The organism is Variovorax sp. PBL-H6 (assembly GCF_901827155.1).
Classification (GTDB): Bacteria; Pseudomonadota; Gammaproteobacteria; order Burkholderiales; family Burkholderiaceae_C; genus Variovorax.
The window spans coordinates 631,072-649,218 of record NZ_LR594660.1; the positions used below are offsets into that span (position 1 = coordinate 631,072).

General features: G+C 61.7%; 19 protein-coding genes. 9 read left to right on the forward strand and 10 right to left on the reverse strand.

Annotated features, from left to right (window positions below):
• Window positions 1–19: 19 nt before the first annotated feature.
• Window positions 20–1,801: a hypothetical protein gene (locus tag G3W89_RS31375; protein ID WP_162577745.1), complete on the reverse strand. Its 1,782-nt coding sequence runs from the start codon at window positions 1,799–1,801 to the stop codon at window positions 20–22.
• Entirely contained in the window at window positions 1,767–2,228 is a 462-nt protein-coding gene (locus G3W89_RS31380) for a class I SAM-dependent methyltransferase (RefSeq protein ID WP_068677395.1), read from the reverse strand. Before G3W89_RS31380 ends, G3W89_RS31375 begins: the two co-directional genes overlap by 35 nt.
• A 390-nt stretch (window positions 2,229–2,618) precedes the next feature.
• Here G3W89_RS31380 and G3W89_RS31385 point away from each other — a divergent pair, with 390 nt between their 5' ends.
• Together G3W89_RS31385 and G3W89_RS31390 are read left to right on the forward strand one after the other, a co-directional pair.
• Complete coding sequence (locus tag G3W89_RS31385) at window positions 2,619–2,921, forward strand: hypothetical protein (RefSeq protein ID WP_068677393.1); 303 nt, start codon at window positions 2,619–2,621, stop codon at window positions 2,919–2,921.
• A 204-nt stretch (window positions 2,922–3,125) separates the two neighbouring features.
• Window positions 3,126–3,431 carry a hypothetical protein gene (locus tag G3W89_RS31390; protein WP_068677391.1) on the forward strand — a complete coding sequence of 102 codons (306 nt, stop codon included), beginning with the start codon at window positions 3,126–3,128 and terminating at the stop codon, window positions 3,429–3,431.
• A 174-nt stretch (window positions 3,432–3,605) separates the two neighbouring features.
• Here G3W89_RS31390 and G3W89_RS31395 read toward each other — a convergent pair whose 3' ends face one another.
• A complete protein-coding gene (locus G3W89_RS31395) occupies window positions 3,606–4,319 on the reverse strand; it encodes a hypothetical protein (RefSeq protein ID WP_068677389.1) in 714 nt (237 codons plus the stop codon).
• Window positions 4,320–4,714: 395 nt separating this feature from the next.
• Here G3W89_RS31395 and G3W89_RS31400 point away from each other — a divergent pair, with 395 nt between their 5' ends.
• Both G3W89_RS31400 and G3W89_RS31405 read left to right on the forward strand, forming a co-directional pair.
• Window positions 4,715–5,719 (forward strand): extracellular catalytic domain type 2 short-chain-length polyhydroxyalkanoate depolymerase, encoded by a 1,005-nt coding sequence (locus G3W89_RS31400; protein ID WP_068677387.1) that lies wholly within the window; start codon window positions 4,715–4,717, stop codon window positions 5,717–5,719.
• Between the two features lie 188 nt (window positions 5,720–5,907).
• The gene (locus tag G3W89_RS31405) at window positions 5,908–6,357 is read left to right on the forward strand and encodes a hypothetical protein (protein WP_146039507.1); all 450 of its coding nucleotides are present in this window, start codon (window positions 5,908–5,910) and stop codon (window positions 6,355–6,357) included.
• A 99-nt stretch (window positions 6,358–6,456) separates the two neighbouring features.
• Here G3W89_RS31405 and G3W89_RS31410 read toward each other — a convergent pair whose 3' ends face one another.
• Both G3W89_RS31410 and G3W89_RS31415 read right to left on the reverse strand, forming a co-directional pair.
• Entirely contained in the window at window positions 6,457–6,708 is a 252-nt protein-coding gene (locus tag G3W89_RS31410; protein ID WP_068677384.1) for a hypothetical protein, read from the reverse strand.
• On the reverse strand, window positions 6,705–6,998 hold the full coding sequence (locus G3W89_RS31415) for a hypothetical protein (RefSeq protein ID WP_068677382.1): 294 nt from the start codon (window positions 6,996–6,998) through the stop codon (window positions 6,705–6,707). The genes G3W89_RS31410 and G3W89_RS31415 overlap by 4 nt, the downstream gene beginning before the upstream one ends.
• 241 nt (window positions 6,999–7,239) lie before the next feature.
• Between G3W89_RS31415 and G3W89_RS31420 the strand changes: the two genes are divergently transcribed.
• From G3W89_RS31420 to G3W89_RS31435, 4 genes are all read left to right on the forward strand, one after another.
• Window positions 7,240–7,692: a 4-fold beta flower protein gene (locus tag G3W89_RS31420; protein WP_083944319.1), complete on the forward strand. Its 453-nt coding sequence runs from the start codon at window positions 7,240–7,242 to the stop codon at window positions 7,690–7,692.
• Between the two features lie 154 nt (window positions 7,693–7,846).
• Complete coding sequence (locus G3W89_RS31425) at window positions 7,847–8,341, forward strand: hypothetical protein (protein WP_068677380.1); 495 nt, start codon at window positions 7,847–7,849, stop codon at window positions 8,339–8,341.
• A 314-nt stretch (window positions 8,342–8,655) separates the two neighbouring features.
• The gene (locus G3W89_RS31430) at window positions 8,656–9,120 is read left to right on the forward strand and encodes a hypothetical protein (protein ID WP_068677378.1); all 465 of its coding nucleotides are present in this window, start codon (window positions 8,656–8,658) and stop codon (window positions 9,118–9,120) included.
• 321 nt (window positions 9,121–9,441) lie between these two features.
• Window positions 9,442–9,906 carry a hypothetical protein gene (locus G3W89_RS31435; RefSeq protein ID WP_162570785.1) on the forward strand — a complete coding sequence of 155 codons (465 nt, stop codon included), beginning with the start codon at window positions 9,442–9,444 and terminating at the stop codon, window positions 9,904–9,906.
• A 330-nt stretch (window positions 9,907–10,236) separates the two neighbouring features.
• Here the strand turns inward: G3W89_RS31435 and G3W89_RS31440 are convergent, their stop codons facing one another.
• The 5 genes from G3W89_RS31440 to G3W89_RS31460 all read right to left on the reverse strand — a co-directional run bounded on the left by G3W89_RS31440 (window position 10,237) and on the right by G3W89_RS31460 (window position 17,661).
• Complete coding sequence (locus G3W89_RS31440) at window positions 10,237–13,332, reverse strand: type I restriction endonuclease subunit R (protein ID WP_162570784.1); 3,096 nt, start codon at window positions 13,330–13,332, stop codon at window positions 10,237–10,239.
• 3 nt (window positions 13,333–13,335) lie between these two features.
• A complete protein-coding gene (locus G3W89_RS31445; RefSeq protein ID WP_232076907.1) occupies window positions 13,336–13,656 on the reverse strand; it encodes a hypothetical protein in 321 nt (106 codons plus the stop codon).
• 116 nt (window positions 13,657–13,772) lie between these two features.
• On the reverse strand, window positions 13,773–15,044 hold the full coding sequence (locus G3W89_RS31450; protein WP_068677372.1) for a restriction endonuclease subunit S: 1,272 nt from the start codon (window positions 15,042–15,044) through the stop codon (window positions 13,773–13,775).
• Window positions 15,041–16,852 (reverse strand): type I restriction-modification system subunit M, encoded by a 1,812-nt coding sequence (locus G3W89_RS31455; protein ID WP_162570782.1) that lies wholly within the window; start codon window positions 16,850–16,852, stop codon window positions 15,041–15,043. Before G3W89_RS31455 ends, G3W89_RS31450 begins: the two co-directional genes overlap by 4 nt.
• Window positions 16,853–17,250: 398 nt before the next feature.
• Window positions 17,251–17,661: a hypothetical protein gene (locus G3W89_RS31460; protein WP_068677365.1), complete on the reverse strand. Its 411-nt coding sequence runs from the start codon at window positions 17,659–17,661 to the stop codon at window positions 17,251–17,253.
• A gap of 105 nt (window positions 17,662–17,766) precedes the next feature.
• Here G3W89_RS31460 and G3W89_RS31465 point away from each other — a divergent pair, with 105 nt between their 5' ends.
• On the forward strand, window positions 17,767–18,108 hold the full coding sequence (locus G3W89_RS31465) for a helix-turn-helix transcriptional regulator (RefSeq protein WP_068677363.1): 342 nt from the start codon (window positions 17,767–17,769) through the stop codon (window positions 18,106–18,108).
• Window positions 18,109–18,147 lie beyond the last annotated feature (39 nt).

Below are 18,147 nucleotides of genomic sequence, written 5' to 3' on the forward strand. Positions count from 1 at the left end.
AGGCCTTAGGCCTCGACCGTCACCGCATTGGCTCAGGAGTGCTGGAGACCAACGGTTCATGGTGCGGGGCGGTTTGGCGGCCCACGGCGAGCGGGGTGCCCAGACTGTCGTACCACCAGGCATCCGCCTCGATGCGCGTTCTCCAAAAGTCCATGCTGACCTTGACCATTTCGTCGTGCCAGAACGCCAACGACTCAGGGCTCGGCTTCCCCTTCGCTACGATTGAAGCGTTCGTATCTGTGAAAAGCTCCTCGGTCGGCTCCAGCACGAACTTGCGAAGCGACATATCGGCCTCGACGATAATCAGGCAATAGAACGGGTTCTTCAGAAACCGTTCGAAGACCGCGGCGCTGGCAGGCGCGGACTTTTCGATTGTGGCCAGCGCACTGTGCACGTTTCGTTCTTTGGCTACTTCGCGTAGCCGCGCATAGCGCTCCTCCCTCTCCTTTGGAGTCGCCATTAGCGGGACCGGCCGCATGAGGCCAAGCACACCTGCTGCCTGCAGGTACTCGAGTGCGCCATTGATGGCGGCCCGGACATCCCGACCCGGAAATCGCTGGAAGAGCCGCGACGGCGCCTCGTGAATGCGGTCGATGTAGATGACGCGCCGTCCATCAAGCGCGTAAAGCGCCTTCTCGCGGTCTGCTTCCAGGGCCAAGGCCAGGAGGGATGCAACCATGCTGACGTTGACCGGCTCAACTACACGCGGGTGGGGGGCACCAGCGATTTGAAACGAGAGCTTGGACGTGCCAACGTAGGGTGCCTCATAGCGCAACGACGACTCCAGGCTTTTCGTCCGCAGGTCAACGAGCATGGGATTGCCCAGCACTTTAGGAAGCTTCATTAGTATTTGGACCGTCTCTTGGGGCAGCACGAGTACATCCGACAGAGGTACACGCCTGTCCAAAGGCATGCCATACACCGATGAGACGAAACGTCGGTCGTGCTCCGTCTCGTGGTCGAAAATTTCGAGCTCGCCAAAGGCCTCGTTCGGGTCTAAGACGACCCTGGGCTGTCGCGGTGGAGGGGGCGGGGCGGGAGGTTGCGGTAGTTCCGCCTCTGCCGCCGTCCCCTTCGACTTTGCCACCCTCCGGACGGCCCCGGGTTCGGTGCCAGGCATGTATGCACCCAACCTGCCGGTGCGCACGATGAAGACCTGACCTCCGGTGTTGTGCTTGTAAATGAGTGGCGAATCTGCAGGAATCGTGCGCCAGTGAACACCGTCAAGGTTCTCCTTGATGGCCTCCAGGAGCAGGTGGGCCGTACCGTGCGCGTCGCGTTCTGACGTCAGTTCGCTCAGCCATTTCTCAATCTGGGTTGCATTGGCCGGCTCTCGGCGCGTGCTGTGGATACCAAGTAGCCAGACGTGAAACGGTGCCACCGCATGGTCACCTTCTCGCCAAGTGAAGCCGTCCAGGTCCTGCGCGCCGGCGGGAAGCAAGGGCGATGCCTCGTCGTAAATAAGAAACCCTGCGTCACGAAACAGCCTGCGCATCTCCGTGCGGGACCTCAGAAAGCGCTGCTGGCCGTCTCGGCATTCAGTAAGCCCCCCTACCTGCGGCTGCTCTCCGAAGTCAGGGGGGTGCCCCGTTTTACGGAAATAGCGCAAGTTACTCGTCACAACCAGCATCGACGCGGACCTGCCAGGTTCGTAGCGCTGTCCAATCTCAGCCAAGAGTTTTGCCGGGTCCTTGATGTGGTCAAAGAGTCGGACGGCCAAAATGAACTGTGGGCGCTGTCGCAGATGCCCAATAGGGGCCAGCGGGTCATCGCCCTCCAGGTTGTGAACCGTCACCGTCATTGTGCTTCGTCAGCTGGACGGATTTCAAGCATTCGGCGGAGGAGTCGATGCCGATGTACTCGACGTGCCCTGCCTGGGTCAGCCGCGTCCCCAGAAACGCGTCTCCGCAACCAAGGTCCAAGACGACGTCGGTTTGCGTCCCCAACCAGAAGCGCGTCGGCCATATCTCGTCTGGACCCCGGCCGAACCGAAGCCCCTCTTCGCAAAGCCGGCGCCAGCGCTTCATCGCGCCGTGAATCGAGGTGCCCTCGCGCCTACCTTGGATGTCGTACGAGAGGAGGCCAAAGACGATGTGGTCGATAAGCAGGCGCCTCCAATTGTCTGTGACGTCCTCTTTCACCTTGCCCGCCGCCTGCGCCTTCACGTCACCCCCGCACTCTCCGGCGCCGGCCGAAACCTTGCCGGTCTTCGCTTTGCGCGTCGCCATCGCAATCTCCTTCCACGGATGTCAGGTCCAAGCGGCACATTCTGCCGAGAGAACTGGTTTTCTGATAACGAAAGTTCTCCGGCGAACGCGCTTGCGGGGGAGTTCGTGTGGCACAATCCGGCCCGCGCATCCAAAGCGCCTGGCTCGCGCTCGTTCGCGACGCCTCCTCCGGAACCCGCCGTCTAAGGGTTTGCCTGGATAACCACTCCCTGCAGCGCCTCTTCCCGCCCGGGGCCTCACGCTGTCGCGACACGCCAAATCGTTTTAGGTGGCACAGCGGGACAGCGTGTAGTTTTAGGTTGGTCGGGCGAACCCACTAAAGGCTATCGAGCTTCCGAAAAGCTGTTTAGGCTCTCTCCAGCACGCACCACCCAACTGGAGATTGCCACCATGCCCAATCCTCAAGTCCTCCGCTTCGCAGGCCGAGTCCTCGGCCTGGCACTGAGAAACCGCGCCGTCGCGCGCGCCGTCCAGAGCGTTGTCGTTCTGGCGGGCCTGGCTATCGGAACTATCTTCGGCGGTGGTCACGGCGGCGGCCATGCCGGTGGCCACGAGCCGAACACCGCCCCGCCGCCGGCGCACATCGAAAAGCACGTCGAGCCGGTGGTGCCGCCGCGCCTCGAGGCGCGTCTCGAGGGCCCGCCGCGCAAGACGGCCGTCAACCATGACGCTACCCAAGGAGATGAAAAGTGAGCTCCCGTATTACCCTCTGGAACGCCGCCACCCTCATGGCCGAGTGTGCGCACAGCGCAGGTGTCGTGGGCGTGGCCAAGGGTCTGCTGGCCTGTAACAACTTGGCGGACACCACCGCTGTCATCGACCTCCACGCCGTGTTGTCCGTCTACGTTGCCGTGAAAGTCGGGGTTCACTTGGCGGGGCGAGCCCATCAAGGAAGCGTTGCAGGCAAGGCTGGCACGACGTGGAGCGCACACGCCGGCATGGGCCGGCAAGGTTGGCCGCATCTTACGCAGCGTCCTGCCGCCGGCCCAGATTCGATTCGGCAGTTTCTGGGGCATCACGGACTGCCTCGCGCAAGGCGCGATTCTCAGTCCACTCATCATGTGGGCCTGGCACACCCCGCAGCTCGGCCTGATGGGCAGCGTCGCCGCCTTCGGGCTGATGGAACTGCTCGCGGGCATCACTGCCTTGGAAATTGCCCACGGGCTGAAGCACCCCGCCGTGCAGGAGCCACACCCTCATTAGCGCAAAAGCGCTGGCGCAGGCAGGTCCTGATGCAGACGAGCCCCTCTTGTGGGGCTCGTTTCATTTGTGCGACAGCAAGGCACTCGCAAGATGATGACGGCGCCCGCCCGCAAAGGAAAGCCAGCCCACAAGGGGCTGACTGAAGCGGGGTTAACGGCGGCGGCCGACGAACGCCTAATCCAGGGGTTTGATTTCGTGAACAACACCATCAATGAAGGACACCATCCGGGTCCGGTACGCCCAGACCGCGGTTCGCCCGTTGCCCGACGTCTTGAATTCAGGTTTGCCCCAGTCGCTGCGCAGCACCTCAGCCATTGTGAACCCCGGCTTAATGCCAATCTTGCGGAAGTGCCTGTCGAGCTCCACCTGGTGTTTGCGCGACGCGGCGGTCGCCACCTTCGGGCGTATTGAGTACAAGCCGGGCATGTCCAATGCGATGGCCGTGGAGGGGCTCACGGACTCCTCGAAAGTGTGCACCTCCACATAGGCGACCTGCCCGTCAGTGAAGCGCACCCGGTAGTGGCAGAACATGCTGTTTGCGCGGCACGTGAGCCTCACGTCTTTACGTTCGTCATCGGGTGCCACCACCGCTTCTACAACGAACTCACGGCGCGCCGGCAGCGCAATAGCATCCTTGCATTCGGGGCTGCACTTGGTGGTCGGCCGGGGCGTGAATCGAGCGAGCCGCAAATTGAAAAATAAGGCCGCCTTCGTCATGTACCCGTTGTCCTTGGCTACTAGGTACGCTTTGCCGATGCGCGTGAACACCTCTCGAGAGTCGGCGACGTCGGAAGCAGTTACCTCGTCGTCGGCGCGCGCGCTCGTGACCAGGACGGATGCAAACAGAAGCAGCGCGAAAGTGGGCAAGCGAACCTTTAGATGAATCACGGCTTAAATCATTTCGTCGTTGTGGTCGTGAACTATAGTGCAGCCTGCTTACTTTTGTACACACAGACCCTCCTAGCTTGCGCGCCGCATCCGGAGGACGGTTCCCACCCCCTGGGCGGCGCTGGCTAACTCTTCGGGCAGCCCGCCGTGAACGAGCGGTGTCCAGAACCTATCGATTCCGGCCCCCCTTGTGGGCAACTCGCTTGCCCCGGTCTTCGACCGTGCCAGCCGCACTGGCGGTCATGTTCTTGACGGTGAGCTTCTCCGTCGAGTACTCACCTGCGACGCCGCGAGCGACGTTCCCAGTTAACGCCTCCGGCCCCGCTTTTCGCCAACGGCTAGGCCCGAGCTCCCGATTCCTATACCTCGAAGGACTAAATCAAAGGTATACGAATATGGACAAGCTTTCCAAAGCGGCTGTCGATGTCTCTAAAGTAACGGTTTCCGGTTTGTCCGCCGGCGCGTACATGGCCCATCAGTTGCTGGTCGCCTACAGCGACGTGTTTTCCGGGATGGGCTCTATCGCCGGCGGTCCGTTCCTCTGCTCGAACGGCTCTCTGTACGGGGCACTCTCTGCGGGCATGCGCGGCGGACCCGAGCTCGACGTGGCTCGCCTGGCTTCAAAGGCGCGGTACCTCGAAACGGTCGGCGCCATCGCCGACCTCGAGAACCTGGTAGACGCCCGGATTTGGGTGTTCCGCGGCACCGAAGACCAGACGGTCCTTCAGGGTCCGACCGACGGCCTGGTGGAATTCTGCGAGCGGTTCACCGCCAAGGGAAATGTTCGTTACGTAAACAATGTGCCGTGCGCGCACACGATGCCCACGGATTCCTTCGACGCGAAGGCACTGTCGCCCTATCGGGAGTCGTACATCAGCAACGTCGGCTTCGATGCGGCTGGCCAGATGCTCAAGCACCTGTACGGGCCCTTGAGGTCGCGAACGACGCCTCAAGGCCTCCTGGCGCGATTCAGCCAGAACGAGTTCTTGCGACATCCGACGCTGTACGGAATGGGCGAGACCGGGCTGGTCTACTACCCAACCGCTGCCCTGCGCGGTAAGCGCTGCAAGCTGCATGTCGCCCTCCACGGTTGCGAGCAGTCCGAGTACAAGTTGGGAGAGCTGTTCGCCACGCATGCTGGCTACAACGAGTGGGCGGAAGCGAACGACATCATCGTCCTGTACCCTCAGGCGTACCCGACGATGAGCCCCTTCCTGTTCAACCCCAAGGGAAGCTGGGACTGGTTCGGGATGCTCGACCAGGCCTACTGCACGCGACAAGGACGCCAGCAATGCGCCATCCTCGGAATGGTCGACCGGCTCACCGGAAAACAGGTTTCCTCCAACGGCGCTCTTCGCGACGTGCTTGACGCTTCGCACTTGAGCCCTTGGTTGGCATAACGATTCCTTCTTCACACGCTCCCTGGCCTGCCCGTGGAGCGTGTTTTCTTTTGCCGAACTCCCGGGATTGGCAGAATGCGCGGTCAACAGCGTGGACGGTCATGAAACTTTCGACAGCGCAGATTGGAAGATGCGGCGAGCTCCTGGTCCAGTACGAACTCCTTGCTCGAGGCGTCGAATCTGCTCCCATGAGCACCGACACGGGCATTGACCTGGTCACCTATTCGTCTGCTTCGGCACAGCCCGCCACCGTCCAGGTGAAGACCGTGTTTGCGGCCAAGCCTGGCGGGGGCAAGGGGGCCTTGTTGCTCGACTGGTGGGTCCCGTCGACCACGCCGGCGCAGCTCGTTGCGCTCGTCGACATGTCGACACCCCGCATCTGGCTCTTCACCAGGTCCGAGCTCATCGAAGCAGCGCAGCAGCAGCCCACGAGCGGCCTGTTGCACTTCTTCATGAAAGTCAGCCCCTCCCGCCGGCCGCGTGCTGATGGCAAGGCCCAGGACATCCAGGACTTTGAGCGGTTTCGACTCGAGCGCCGGATGGCGGAGCTGTTTGGGGACGACGGCCACCAAGCCAGAGACGGCCTGGTGCCCCCGGCGCTTGCGGAGCCGGCAGGGGCAGTCGAACCCGGCGAATAGCCCGGCGCACCCGCGGTGCTCCAAGCCGCAAATCCCGCCTTCGTACATCGAGGCAATGAAAAACCAGCCCACGGTGGGGCTGGTTGGAAGAATGAGTTCTTAACTCGAGCTTTGGAACGCCGCGGGAGCGCCCTGTTTGTCTGCCGGCAGGTCCAGTACACCGGCGCTCGCACGAATCGTCATGTTCGTGGTGATGCTCAGGTCAACGTCGGCCCGGTGGGGCGCGCCGTTCTCATAGACAGCAACGGCCACTCCGGTTTCCTTGTTCGTGATGATGTGGCGGCAACCGTCGTCTTGCACTTCGTGCAGTGAGGAGGCCCGCGCGAGCGCGACCAGCGTGGCGCGCTTCATTGCGGCCTATCAGCGAGCTCGGGAGGGATAGGCTCCGCCACTTGCGGCTTCGCGTAGGGCGTCGTACCGTCGTCGATGATGACCTGAGCGGTCGCCGGTTCGATATCCAGCTTCGCCTCGCCGCCGGCCAGGTAGACCAGCTGCTGCTCCGGGGTGAGCAGGCCGAACAGCTTGTGTTCGTCCACGAAGTAGCCGTACTGGTAGTCACGGTCCACGAAGACGCGCACGGTACGGTTGGGACGGGGGTCGAGCGTGCCAACGCTCTTGTGCTCAGTGATATGGATTTGCATGGGTGATTGGCCGAGGCCGTGAGTTTTCCTGGCAACGTATAGCCAATGCCCCGCGGCCCGTGATGCTGCCCGCGTGCAGCAAAGGCTCGGTGAGGGTGACGCCCGGCTGCAAATCGCGGAAAAGTTCACCCAAAGCACGTCTTCTTCGACCGCCGGGCGGACCGGCAGGCCGAGTCGCCGGCGCCGAGGCTTCCGTCGAGGCGAGAATCTGGTCAACCACAACAACACAAGCCCTGCCCCAATGAAGCACTCCCTGTTTGCCGCCAGCCTTCTTGCCCTGGCATTGGTCACACCTGCGGCGCACGCCGACGATGAGGAAGTTGCGCTTTTCAGCGGCTCAGGAAGGGCGGACGCGTACATCGCAATCGCCGAAGAGCTCACAATCTACCTCTGGGGCGGCAAGCCTGTCGCCTATCTGGAGAAGAACGACACCGGCGGCGGCTACCACGTCTACGGCTTTAACGGCAAACACCTCGGATGGTTCACGAAGGGTGTGGTCTGGGACAGCGAGGGCTACGCCTCCTGCGCGACGAAGGAAGCATTGAAGACAACGGCTTTCGAGCCATTCAAAAGCTTCAAAGAGTTCAAGCCTTTCAAGGCCTTCAAGGAGTTTGCGCCGTTCCGACCTTCGCTTACATCGACGTTCGGCGAGACGCCTTGCCGTTTCCTGCTGGGCGCCGGCGGCGCTGGCTGAAGCAGCAAAGGGGCGGCCTCCGCCACAGGACACGGCCGTCGCACTCAACCCGGCCAGGGCGTCTTCGGCGACACTGGGTGTCTCGTTGGGCAACCCATCCCCTGTCGGTTCTCTATAGAGGATGCCAGGCCACATTCTTAAAGACAAAAACCACATGTTCAACCTCAACTTTCCGCTGCTCAAGGGCCAGGCAGACCTGACCTTGCTGAGCAGCCGTAACCTCCAAAACGAAGTGGTGTACCCCCGCGCCGCGTGCTTCACGAAACTGGCGCTCAGCATTGCTGAGCTGTTCCGCGAGAACGAGAGCATGTCGCGATTCCAGCTCACAGTACTTGCCAAGCCGGAGGCGCAGGACACGGAAACGTCCCTCGACTTCAAGGTGACCCAGAGCATCGCCATCGGCACGGACGGGGTCGACGTCTTCCCCGACAAGGACAGCAAGGAGGCGTTCTACGCCGCCAACGCCCCTTTCCACATGATGGGAAGCGGCAGCATTTCGGTCGAACGCAACGACGAGGTCCTCCAGGGCATCCTCGTGGCCACCGACTATGCGGACCTGTCAGGCAAGGCCCACCACCTGGCTGAAGTGCTTGCGTCGACCTTCAAGGCCATCAACCCGACGACCTTCGACTTTCGACAGGTTCTGTAGCTCGCGCTCAAGCCCTACTTCCAACCCACCGGTGTCTTCCGGTGGGTTTTTTCTTGGCCAGCGTCCTGAAGGTGGACCCACCGTCTCCCTGGTGCAGCCGAGCTCGAAGAACGAGTTCTCCGGTCGCGGCACGCCGGTCTACCGAGGGCGACTGCCCAGCTGGCCACGGCTGGCTCAGTCAGGGCCCACCACGGGCGTAAAGAAGCTCGGCCGGCCGCTGGGCGGTAGTTCGCTATAGACGTCATAGGACAGCGCACGTTGCCCCTCAACCAAGAGGGGCACCCGCCCCTCTTTCCCATCACAAGGAGAGAGATATGACCCAAGTTACGAAGAACACCCCCGCGGGCTCCACCGTGTTCGGCATGTTCCCCGTGAAAACGGTGACTGTCGTCAATGGCCGCCTCATCGAAAAGCAACGCAACCTCGTCGACCATCACTGCGTCCTTCTGGGCGTCGATGGCAGCAAGGCTCTGGTGGCATACGCCGGAACCGACGCTGACGAAGCCAACAAGCGCCGCCCGGGCTACATCTCTTTCCCGAGAGATGTGGTCTCGGCGGAGAAGGCTGGTTGGAAGTTCGGCAGCGAGTACTACGTGGACTGCGACGTGCTCGCTTGGGTTCCCGTCCAAGCGCTGCAAGTGCGTGGACGTCTGTCCAATGCACTGTTCAACGCAGTTTCGATGCGCGTCATGAAGCGCCGGGCCCAGCCCGTCGTTTACAGCGAGCTCGATGATGAAGTCGTGACCGGCGCCCGCCGCGCGATGAAAGCAGCTGCCTGATTGCTTGACCCACAAGCATTCAGGCACCCCTCACCGGACTATGCGGTTCGCCGCAACTCTTGTTCTAGACCGCACAGCTCACGCTGTGCGGTTTTTCTCTTGGTCCCGCGGCTTTCGTCGTGCGGTCAGCGCCTGAGACCAGCCCTTGTGACGTCGGCGGTCAGAGCGAAAACCCGATTCTTCGCGGACGCCATCTCGCCGGCGGCAGCCAGACTCCAGCGCGTCGGCTCAATCGCTATAGGCGTCATAGGACAGCGCATTCGGCGTTGCCCCTCAACCGGAGGGGCACCCGCCCCTCTTTCCCTTCATCAGGAGAGAGAAATGACAGAAGTTACCAAGAACACCCCCGCCGGCACCACCGTGTTTGGCATGTTCCCCGTGAAGACGGTCGCCGTCATCGAAGGCCGCCTCATCGAGAAGTACCGCAATCTTGCCGACCACCACTCCGTCCTTCTGCAAGTGGATGGTGAGATGGCGCTGGTCGCGTACGCCGGAACCGACGCTCACGGCAACAACAAGCGCCGCCCTGGCTACATCCCTTTCCCGAGGGACCGGGTCTCGGCAGAGTCCGCTGGCTGGAAGCACGGTTGCTTGCTGTACATCGACTGCGACAGGCTCGCTTGGGTGCCCCTCGCGGCATTGCAGATTCGTGGAAGGCTGACGCTCAGGCTGCTCAATGCAGTCACTTGGCGTGTCATGAAGCGAATGCCGCAACCGGTGTTCTTCAACCCTGGCAATGACCAAGTCGTAACCGGCGCCCGCCGCGCGATAAAAGCAGCTGCCTGATTGCTTGACCCACAAGCAACCCTCCAGGACTATGCGGTTCGCCGCAAGACCTTGTTCAAGGCCGCACAGCTCACGCTGTGCGGTCTTTCTTTGGGCGGACTGGGGGACCTCCGTTGACCGCGGGCGCCCTGCGGCAGCTTCCGCGCAGGAGATGACCGTTCTCCTTGGAACCTGCGAACTCGACTGCAGCTTGCCAGCCTCGGTCTCGCCATGTCGGTAAACCTCCCGCGGCAACTGTTGCCTGCCGTCCGTCCGGCGCGCTTCAGTATCGGCCCGCGCGCGGAGGTTTCGAGCCGGCCCGCAGGTCGGCTTCAGGCATGTGCGTCGGCACTAGGTGCGGGCGGCTGGCCCCTGCTGGAACCCCTGCCAAACCATCTTGGCCACCATCTTCTGCATCATGCCGAAGATGCGCTCGTCCTTCAGCAACTGCTCTGCAATCTGGTTGTGAGCGTCCTGGGCCTCGATGACGACGTCCGTGAAGGCATCCTTGAAGTCACCCATCGCGAACTGCTCCTCGCTGTTGTTGCGGGCCTGGGCAGCGAGCTTCTCGTTCTTGGCCAGGTGACCTTGCCAGGTGGTGACCGCGCCGATGAAGTCCGACTCGGTGATGTGCCCGGAGAACAGGTCATTCATCTTGGCCACAATCTCGCGCAGCGCCTTCTTCTCGTCCTCGGGCGCCGAGCCCGTGCCGGCTTCGCCGATGCCAGGAAGCTTCACGACCTCGGCCTTTTCCAGGTCCAGCTGCTGCTCGCCCACTTTCTGCAAGCGGTAGTGCGTCAGCTTCACGTCGGCGTCAAGCTCCAGCTTGTGCTTGTCCTTGCCGTGGGCGGCCAGGCGCGGCATCAGGTTCTTTCCGAAAACGAAAAGCTTCTCCAGCTCGGGGTCGTCGTAGGGGATGATTTGCGACAGAAACTCGTAAAGGCGCAGGAACGAGCCCAGGTCCTTCCGAAACAGCTCCTGTGGCTCGTCCTCCAGCCCTTCATAGCGGTCAAATGCGGGCTTGAGAACGGCATGCAGGGCGCCTTGGCTCTTGACCTTGGGGTCAAAGAAGGCCGCAGCGAACTGCTCGACCTCGGTCCAGTAGTACACGCCGGCCTTGTCAAGCTTTGTGAACAGCTCGTGCACGACGTTCGGGTCGGTGACGTCCTCGAGCTGCGCGGTGCGGTAGTAGGGCTGGAAACTCGCGAGGATTTCGTCGGGCCGGTTCACGAAGTCTAAGACAAACGTGTCCTCCTTGCCGGGGTACATGCGGTTCAGGCGCGACAGAGTCTGGACGGCCAGCACTCCCGACAGGCGCTTGTCGACGTACATCGTGTGCAGCAGCGGCTGGTCAAAGCCGACCTGGTACTTGTTGGCCACCAGCAGGATGCGGTACTCATCCTGCTTGAACGCCTCCGAGGGCTCCTGTCCCTTGACGTCGTTCATGTTCGACTCGGTGAACTCGTCGGCCCCCGAGTCCGGGTCCAGCACGGCGCCCGAAAATGCTACCAGCGTACGCAGGTCGGTGTACTTCTGGTCCTTGATGTACCGGTCGATGGCCAGCTTGTAGCGGACCGCAGCCTTCCGGCTGTCGGTCACCAGCATTGCCTTCGCCTTGCCGCCAATCTTGGCCGCCACGTGCTCGCGGAAGTGCTCCACGATGACCACGACCTTCTGCGAAATGTTGTGCGGGTGCAGCTTGGCGTATTGAGCCAGCGCCATCTTGGCCTTCTTCTGCGGCACAAGTTTTTCATTGGCTACCGCGCCCAGCTTATAGAAGGTGCTGTAGCTGGTGTAGTGCCTCAGCACGTCCAGGATGAAGCCTTCCTCGATGGCTTGGCGCATCGAGTAGACGTGGAATGGCACCGGTGTGCCCTCGGGCCCTTTTCGGCCGAACAGCTCCAAGGTCTTGGACTTTGGGGTGGCCGTGAAGGCGAAGTAGCTGACGTTCTCGGGGCGCTTGCGTCCCTCGATTGCCAGGGCGACCATGTCCTCGGAGGTTAGGTCTTCCGGGTCGATGTCGACGTCAGCCTCGACCTGGACTTCCACCCCGTCGATGACTTCGGCCGCCTTCTGTTTCGGTTTGCCCTTGGTGAGGGCCTCCCGCAGCTTGCGCGCCGCGGTGCCCGTCTGGCTGGAATGTGCCTCGTCGACGATGAGGGCAAACTTGCGTTTCCCCAGCGCTCCGACCTGGTCCAGGATGAAGCCGAACTTCTGCAGAGTCGTTACGACAATCGGCGCGCCCACGTTCAGGGCCATGGCCAGCTGCGCGCTGTTCTCGGAGATGACCTGCACCACGCCGGCCCTGTGCTCGAATTGGCTGATGGTGTCCTGCAACTGCTTGTCCAGCACGCGGCGGTCCGTTACCACGACGACTGTGTCGAACGTCTTCTTGTCGGCCGCGTCATGCAGGTTGGAAAGGCGGTGCGCTACCCAGGCGATGGAATTCGACTTGCCCGAGCCGGCGGAGTGCTGGACCAGATAGTCCTTGCCCGGGCTTTCCTCGGCCGCCGCGCGAATCAGTTCCTGCACGGCCACGAGCTGGTGATACCGCGGGAAAATGAGGGATTCCTTGGTGGCCTTCTTGCCGTCAGAATCCTCGACCTCCTTCGCTTCCAGGTGCATGAACTCGCCCAGCACCTCGAGCCAGACATCTGGTCGCCAGACGTACTCCCACAGGTAGTAAGTAGGGTAACCCTTCCCGGGCGGCGCGGGCGGATTTCCGGCGCCTGCGCTCAGCATATCGACGCCATCCGGCCTGCCTATGTTGAAGGGCAGGAACTGGGTATCGTCGCCCGCAAGCTTCGTGGTCATGAAGACCAGGTCGCTGGAGATGGCGAAGTGAACCAGCGCGCGGGTTTTGAACTGGAGAAGAGGCTCCAGCTCCTTGGACTTCGGGTCCTTCGGCAACCGGTCCTTCTTGTACTGACTGATGGCGTCCTTGACGTTCTGGGTCAGGTCGGTCTTGATTTCGCCGGTTGCGACTGGAAGGCCGCTGACGAACAGCGTCAGGTCGATGCTGTTCTCGTTGTGCAGGCTGTAGTGCAGCTGGCGGACCACCGTGAGCCGGTTCTTCTGGTACAGGTCCAGCAGCTTGGGGTTCTTCTTGTGGGCCGGCTTGAACTGGCAGAGGAAGAACTTGGCGTCGACGTCCTTGAAGCCATGGCGCAGGAGGTGCAGCGTGCCGTGGGTGTCCAGTTGCTTAGCAACCCGCTTGACGAAGACAGCGTCGGACTGACCGTTGTGCCACTTCTTGAACTTGGCCCACTCGGTGGGCTGCGTATCCTGCACGAAAGCCAGCAGGTCCTCGGCCAGGATTGCGTACTCCTTCGAGTAGCTGGAGGCCTGCTTGGGATGGGTTTTGACCGACCAGCCGTGAGCCTCGAGCTGCGTGCAGAGCTCGTTCTCGAAAACGCGTTCGGTGTGAATGTTGGACGTGGTCGGCATCACTCAATCCCCTGCTTCTTCAAGAAGCGAGCGACCGACCGCCCAGGAGCATACGGTGAAGAGGAGCACGAGTCCCAGTCCTCCGGCGACCATGCACGAGACTGCGGGGCGCCACCGCTCGGACATCGTACTCAGACCGGGGTTGCCATCCATCGTGTCAAGGAAGCTCGCAATAGCTGCGCTCAGCCCCAATCCGATGAGCAGAATCAAGAGGTTTGCCCATGCTCGTAGCTGTTTTCCCTTCCACTCCGCAGTCAGCGGGTCGTCGCGCCGACCCGGTCGCAGCGAAGCAAAATAGTTCATGATGTTCAAGATGTGGTGCACGTTCCTCTCCAGCGATGTCGTTCTCTAGAGTAGCGGTGATTTGAGGACCCTCCCCGGCCTCCTGCTCAACGAAGGCAAGAAGGTCCGCCTCTTCACGTCCAGCAGCGGCTTGGGAATCAGATAGCCCCCTTGAGCACAGTGCCGACCTGCAGGAGGCCGGTCACCGCCGCGGAAATCAGCGAAGAGCGGTACTCGCTTAAGCGCTGGATATGCGCTCTGGCATGTTCCTGCAAGCCTTCAATCGCGTGCTTTTTTGCGATGAACGCTTGCACGATTGCGTCTTGTTCGCTTCGCGGCGCAATCGGTACTCGGAAGGCTCTCAGGGTGTCGCAGTTCATCGCCCCTTGAGCACCGCCGCTCCCGTCACTAAGGTAGCGCAGTGCGGTGTACAGCCCTGTTAGTACGACAACCAGGTAGTCGTCTGAAACCTCGGGACTCCTTGAGGTCACATATGCGACGTTCTGGCTCACCGTGGCCGGAATCGCCAGCCGAGCGGTCATGCCCCGCGTTGGTCCTTGGCCGATAAGGCCAACTATGGCGCTTCCTGGCCGCACCACACGGAGTCCGGTTTCGGACAGGGCGCAGTCGGTCACGCACTCTGCCGTCTCCTTGATGACTCTGTCGTTGATGGCGGTGCTGGTGACCCAAGGCATGGTTCCGTCCAACCAGTACTTCTGCACCTCTCTCTTCGGCGTGCAGCCGTTTCCAACATCTGCGAAATAGCCCAGCTTCGGAGTCGACCAATGGGCTGGCACGCGGGCGAGCCAGCCTTCCTTGCGTCCACTGGAAGTTCCTTTGCGCTGAAGTCCCTCGCTCGCGAAGTCGAACGCATAGGCCTCAAGTGCATCGTCAAGTGACACCAGGAGTTGTTCTTTCTCTGCAATCAACGCATCAATTCGCGCGGTCTTTTCGTCAAGGAAGTTGGCGATGCGCACTTGGTCGGAGCGAGCGGGTGCTGGAAAGTTGACGCTTCCGATGAAGCTCCAGTCAGCTCGCGGCATCTTTGACCCGTAGGTTGAACCATCGATGGCGGAAATATTTTCCGTGGACAGAAGACAATACCTAAGAAAACGTGCGTCTACACCCTCAGTTCGCAGGACCAGACACTCCGTCGTGCTGAATCCGTGACTTTCGGCCACCCACCCTTTGGCCAAATAGGGGCGAAGCTTTCCGAAGAGCACGTCGCCTGGCTCGAATACGTTCGCACTGCCTTCCGGCTGCTGTTGTAGCTCAATGCCGGATAAGCGGCCCGTCCAAGATTCGATTTGTTCTAGGCCGACATAAACGCCCTCGGCGGGCACGCTGTCAACCTTGGTCCCTCTCAGGCCGGCAAGGAACTTCAGCGGCTTGGTTGGATGCTTCGTAACGAAGGGCGTCAGGGTACTCAAGCGAGCACTCCCTTCATCAGCTCCATGAACCGCTTCTCCATCTCGCCAATTTCCTTGGCGATGACGGCCGGCTTGCGCGGCGGCTTGTACACGTAAAAGTAGCGGTTGAAGTTGATTTCATAGCCGACCTTGCCGACCTGGCCGTCCTTTTCGTCGCAGACGTCCTCGTTAACATACGCGTCGGGCACGTGCGGCAGTACCTCGCGCACCATGTATGCCTTGACGTCTTCGGAGAGCGGCACGTTCTCGGTGTCGCGCAGGTCTGGGTCGTACGGCTTCTGCCCCTTCTTGAGTTTGGGCGGCGCCTTGCCCTCCTGCGGCGGTCGGTCAACGGTGACCTTGCGGTATCCAAAAAACTTGTTTTCAAAGACCTTCGACACAATGCGCGCCGGCTCGGCCTGACCCCTCCCGTTGCCGTTCTTGCCCGTCTCGGCGAACTCACCCGCGAAGGTGGCCTGGTCGACAGCGCCCGCGTAGACCTTCACGATTTCCTCGACCTGTTCGTCGGTGATGAACACGCGCTTGTTGCCAAGGCTCTTCATCCTCTTGTACATGCGCGTCGCATCGATGAGCTGTACCTTGCCCCTGCGCTCAGCGCCTTTGTGGTTTGACAGCAGCCAGATGTAGGTCGCGATGCCGGTGTTGTAGAACAGGTCGTTAGGCAGCGCGACGATTGCCTCCAAGAGGTCGTTTTCGAGAATCCACCGGCGAATTTCTGATTCGCCAGACCCGGCATCGCCGGTGAAGAGAGGCGAGCCGTTCAGGACGATGCCGATGCGACCGCCGCCGTCGGCAGCAGGGCGCATCTTCGAAATCAGGTGCATGAGGAAGAGCAACGAGCCGTCCGAGACGCGCGGCAGGCCAGGCCCGAAACGGCCGGCATATCCCTTTTTCTCGTGCTCGGCCTTCACGACGTCCTGGACCTTCTTCCAGTCCACCCCGAATGGCGGGTTCGCAGCCCCGTAGTCGAACTTGTCGCCAGCGAAGCCATCGGCCGACAGCGTGTTGCCGCGGACGATGTTCTTCGGGTCCTGGCCCTTGATGAGCATGTCCGCCTTGCAGATGGCGTACGACTCGTCGTTCAGCTCCTGGCCAAACAGGCGGATGACGGCAGAGTTGTTGATTGAGCGCGCGACGGCCTCGCCCACCGACAGGATGCCGCCGGTGCCAGCAGTAGGGTCGTACATCGAACGCACCACCCCCGGCTTGGCCAGCGCTTCGTCATCACCCGCGAAGAGGCATTGCACGATGAGGTGGATGACTTCTCGGGGTGTGAAGTGCTCGCCGGCCGTCTCGTTCGAGGCTTCCGCGAACTTCCGAATCAGCTCCTCGAAGACGAGGCCCATGGTCTCGTTAGGCACCACGTCCGGATGGAGGTCGACGTTGGCGAACTTCTGCACCAGTTGGAACAGGAGGTTCTTCTCCTCTAGCTCCGCCACTCGCTCGGTGAACTTGAAGCGCTCGAACACGTCGCGCGCGTCTTCCGAGAAGTCGCCCAGGTAGGCCACCAGGTTCTGGCGAATGTGCTTCTGGTCAGCGAGCAGGCCCGGCAAGGTAAACGGGCTGACGTTGTAGAAGGCCTGCTTGCTCTTGCGCTTGAGAAAGGGGTCGAGGTTGATGCCAGTATCCTTGCGCTTCTTGGACTCGGCGAGCACATCCTCCTTCGTGCTCTCCAACACGCAGTCCAGGCGGCGCAACAGGGTGAACGGGAGGATGACCTTGCCATAGTCCGCCTGCTTGTAGTCGCCGCGCAGGAGGTCGGCGACCGACCAGAGGAAGTTCGCGAGTTCGGAAAAATTCTGGGCCATGAGCTGGTTCCCTGTTAGTTCTTGGACGGCTTGGTTTTCTTGGCGGACGCTGGGGGAGCCGGCGCGGGTGCAAGATGCAACCTCTTGGCATGCTCGCGCACCAGGACCTCAAACATGTTGGTCAAACTGCGGCTCTCCGCCGCCGCACATTGCTCCCAGAGGTCGCGAACCTCGGGGGTGAGCTTCAGCGACGTGGCCGAGGTCTTTCGGAGCGGGCGGGGCATGAGAGGTAGAGGCCGCTTGCTTAGATACCGCAAACCGCTATACGTTACCAGTCGTCGAGCAGTGTCACAAGCGGCGACTCCGAAGAACATGTTCTTTCGATGGTTGCGCACCACAATACGAGGGCGCAAGCGGGAAGTAGCCTCGCACTATCGCTTCGCCCGCCGTGAGCCCAGTCAGGTCGGCACGCGTGTCTTGCGGGCAACGACCGAGCTCCCCAGTGCCACCACACGCGCGCTCTTGAAAACAGGTTCTCGCGTGGCTCGGTCCACGAAGGTGCTGTAGCGGTACGGGTCGTAGGTCACGCCGACCCCGCGCATCCTGCGTACCTTTTGCTGCCAGGGCCGCTTGTCAGCAATGCTCGCGCCTGACTCCAGCCAGCCCACCAGCTCACCGCGGATGCCCGCGTGGACGTTCTTGCGCTTCTCTCGCAGGGCGCGCTGCCGGCCGGCCTGCGAGACCACGAAAGACGCGTTCTCCAGCTCGACAGCGTCGACGTGGGCGATGACGCGGCCACGGGTCTCACGGTCCTCGCTGCGCACGGAGAGGCACCGCCGGTGGAGATTGAGGTAGATGAAGACACGCATTGCCTCCGTCTAGGGAGGCAATTTAGCGGGAAAGCCCTGCTCTAAGCCGGTCGACGTCCGATACTATCGTCAGATTACAGCTTTGAGCCTGAAGTATCGGACACCATGAGCAGAACCTTCCAACGACCGTTTCCCTCTGTAGCTCGCCAGATGGAGGCGCTTGGCGACCGTCTGCGCATGGCGCGCCTACGCCGCAAGATTTCGGCCGTCCAAATGGCAGAGCGCGTGGGAGTTTCGCGCGACACACTACATCGGCTGGAGAAAGGCGAACCGAACATCGCCCTGGGAACCTATCTTCGAGCGTTGCGTGTGCTACGCCTGGAGAAGGACCTTGACCTGGTTGCAAAGGATGACGTACTCGGCCGGAAGCTGCAGGACCTGGGTCTTGAGCCGTCGGCTGCGCGCCGACCACGCAGGCCTCAAACGACGCCAGCTGCCACCAGCTGACGCTTCGCACTGCGCAGTCCGACGCGGAGTGTCAGGTCA

What these genes read in the sequence shown, in the direction of transcription:
- G3W89_RS31375 (WP_162577745.1), bottom strand. Translation starts at nt 1,801, where the DNA reads ATGACGGTGACGGTTCACAACCTGGAGGGCGATGACCCGCTGGCCCCT.
- G3W89_RS31380 (WP_068677395.1), bottom strand. Translation starts at nt 2,228, where the DNA reads ATGGCGACGCGCAAAGCGAAGACCGGCAAGGTTTCGGCCGGCGCCGGA.
- G3W89_RS31385 (WP_068677393.1), top strand. Translation starts at nt 2,619, where the DNA reads ATGCCCAATCCTCAAGTCCTCCGCTTCGCAGGCCGAGTCCTCGGCCTG.
- G3W89_RS31400 (WP_068677387.1), top strand. Translation starts at nt 4,715, where the DNA reads ATGGACAAGCTTTCCAAAGCGGCTGTCGATGTCTCTAAAGTAACGGTT.
- G3W89_RS31405 (WP_146039507.1), top strand. Translation starts at nt 5,908, where the DNA reads ATGAGCACCGACACGGGCATTGACCTGGTCACCTATTCGTCTGCTTCG.
- G3W89_RS31410 (WP_068677384.1), bottom strand. Translation starts at nt 6,708, where the DNA reads ATGAAGCGCGCCACGCTGGTCGCGCTCGCGCGGGCCTCCTCACTGCAC.
- G3W89_RS31415 (WP_068677382.1), bottom strand. Translation starts at nt 6,998, where the DNA reads ATGCAAATCCATATCACTGAGCACAAGAGCGTTGGCACGCTCGACCCC.
- G3W89_RS31420 (WP_083944319.1), top strand. Translation starts at nt 7,240, where the DNA reads ATGAAGCACTCCCTGTTTGCCGCCAGCCTTCTTGCCCTGGCATTGGTC.
- G3W89_RS31425 (WP_068677380.1), top strand. Translation starts at nt 7,847, where the DNA reads ATGTTCAACCTCAACTTTCCGCTGCTCAAGGGCCAGGCAGACCTGACC.
- G3W89_RS31430 (WP_068677378.1), top strand. Translation starts at nt 8,656, where the DNA reads ATGACCCAAGTTACGAAGAACACCCCCGCGGGCTCCACCGTGTTCGGC.
- G3W89_RS31435 (WP_162570785.1), top strand. Translation starts at nt 9,442, where the DNA reads ATGACAGAAGTTACCAAGAACACCCCCGCCGGCACCACCGTGTTTGGC.
- G3W89_RS31440 (WP_162570784.1), bottom strand. Translation starts at nt 13,332, where the DNA reads ATGCCGACCACGTCCAACATTCACACCGAACGCGTTTTCGAGAACGAG.
- G3W89_RS31455 (WP_162570782.1), bottom strand. Translation starts at nt 16,852, where the DNA reads ATGGCCCAGAATTTTTCCGAACTCGCGAACTTCCTCTGGTCGGTCGCC.
- G3W89_RS31460 (WP_068677365.1), bottom strand. Translation starts at nt 17,661, where the DNA reads ATGCGTGTCTTCATCTACCTCAATCTCCACCGGCGGTGCCTCTCCGTG.
- G3W89_RS31465 (WP_068677363.1), top strand. Translation starts at nt 17,767, where the DNA reads ATGAGCAGAACCTTCCAACGACCGTTTCCCTCTGTAGCTCGCCAGATG.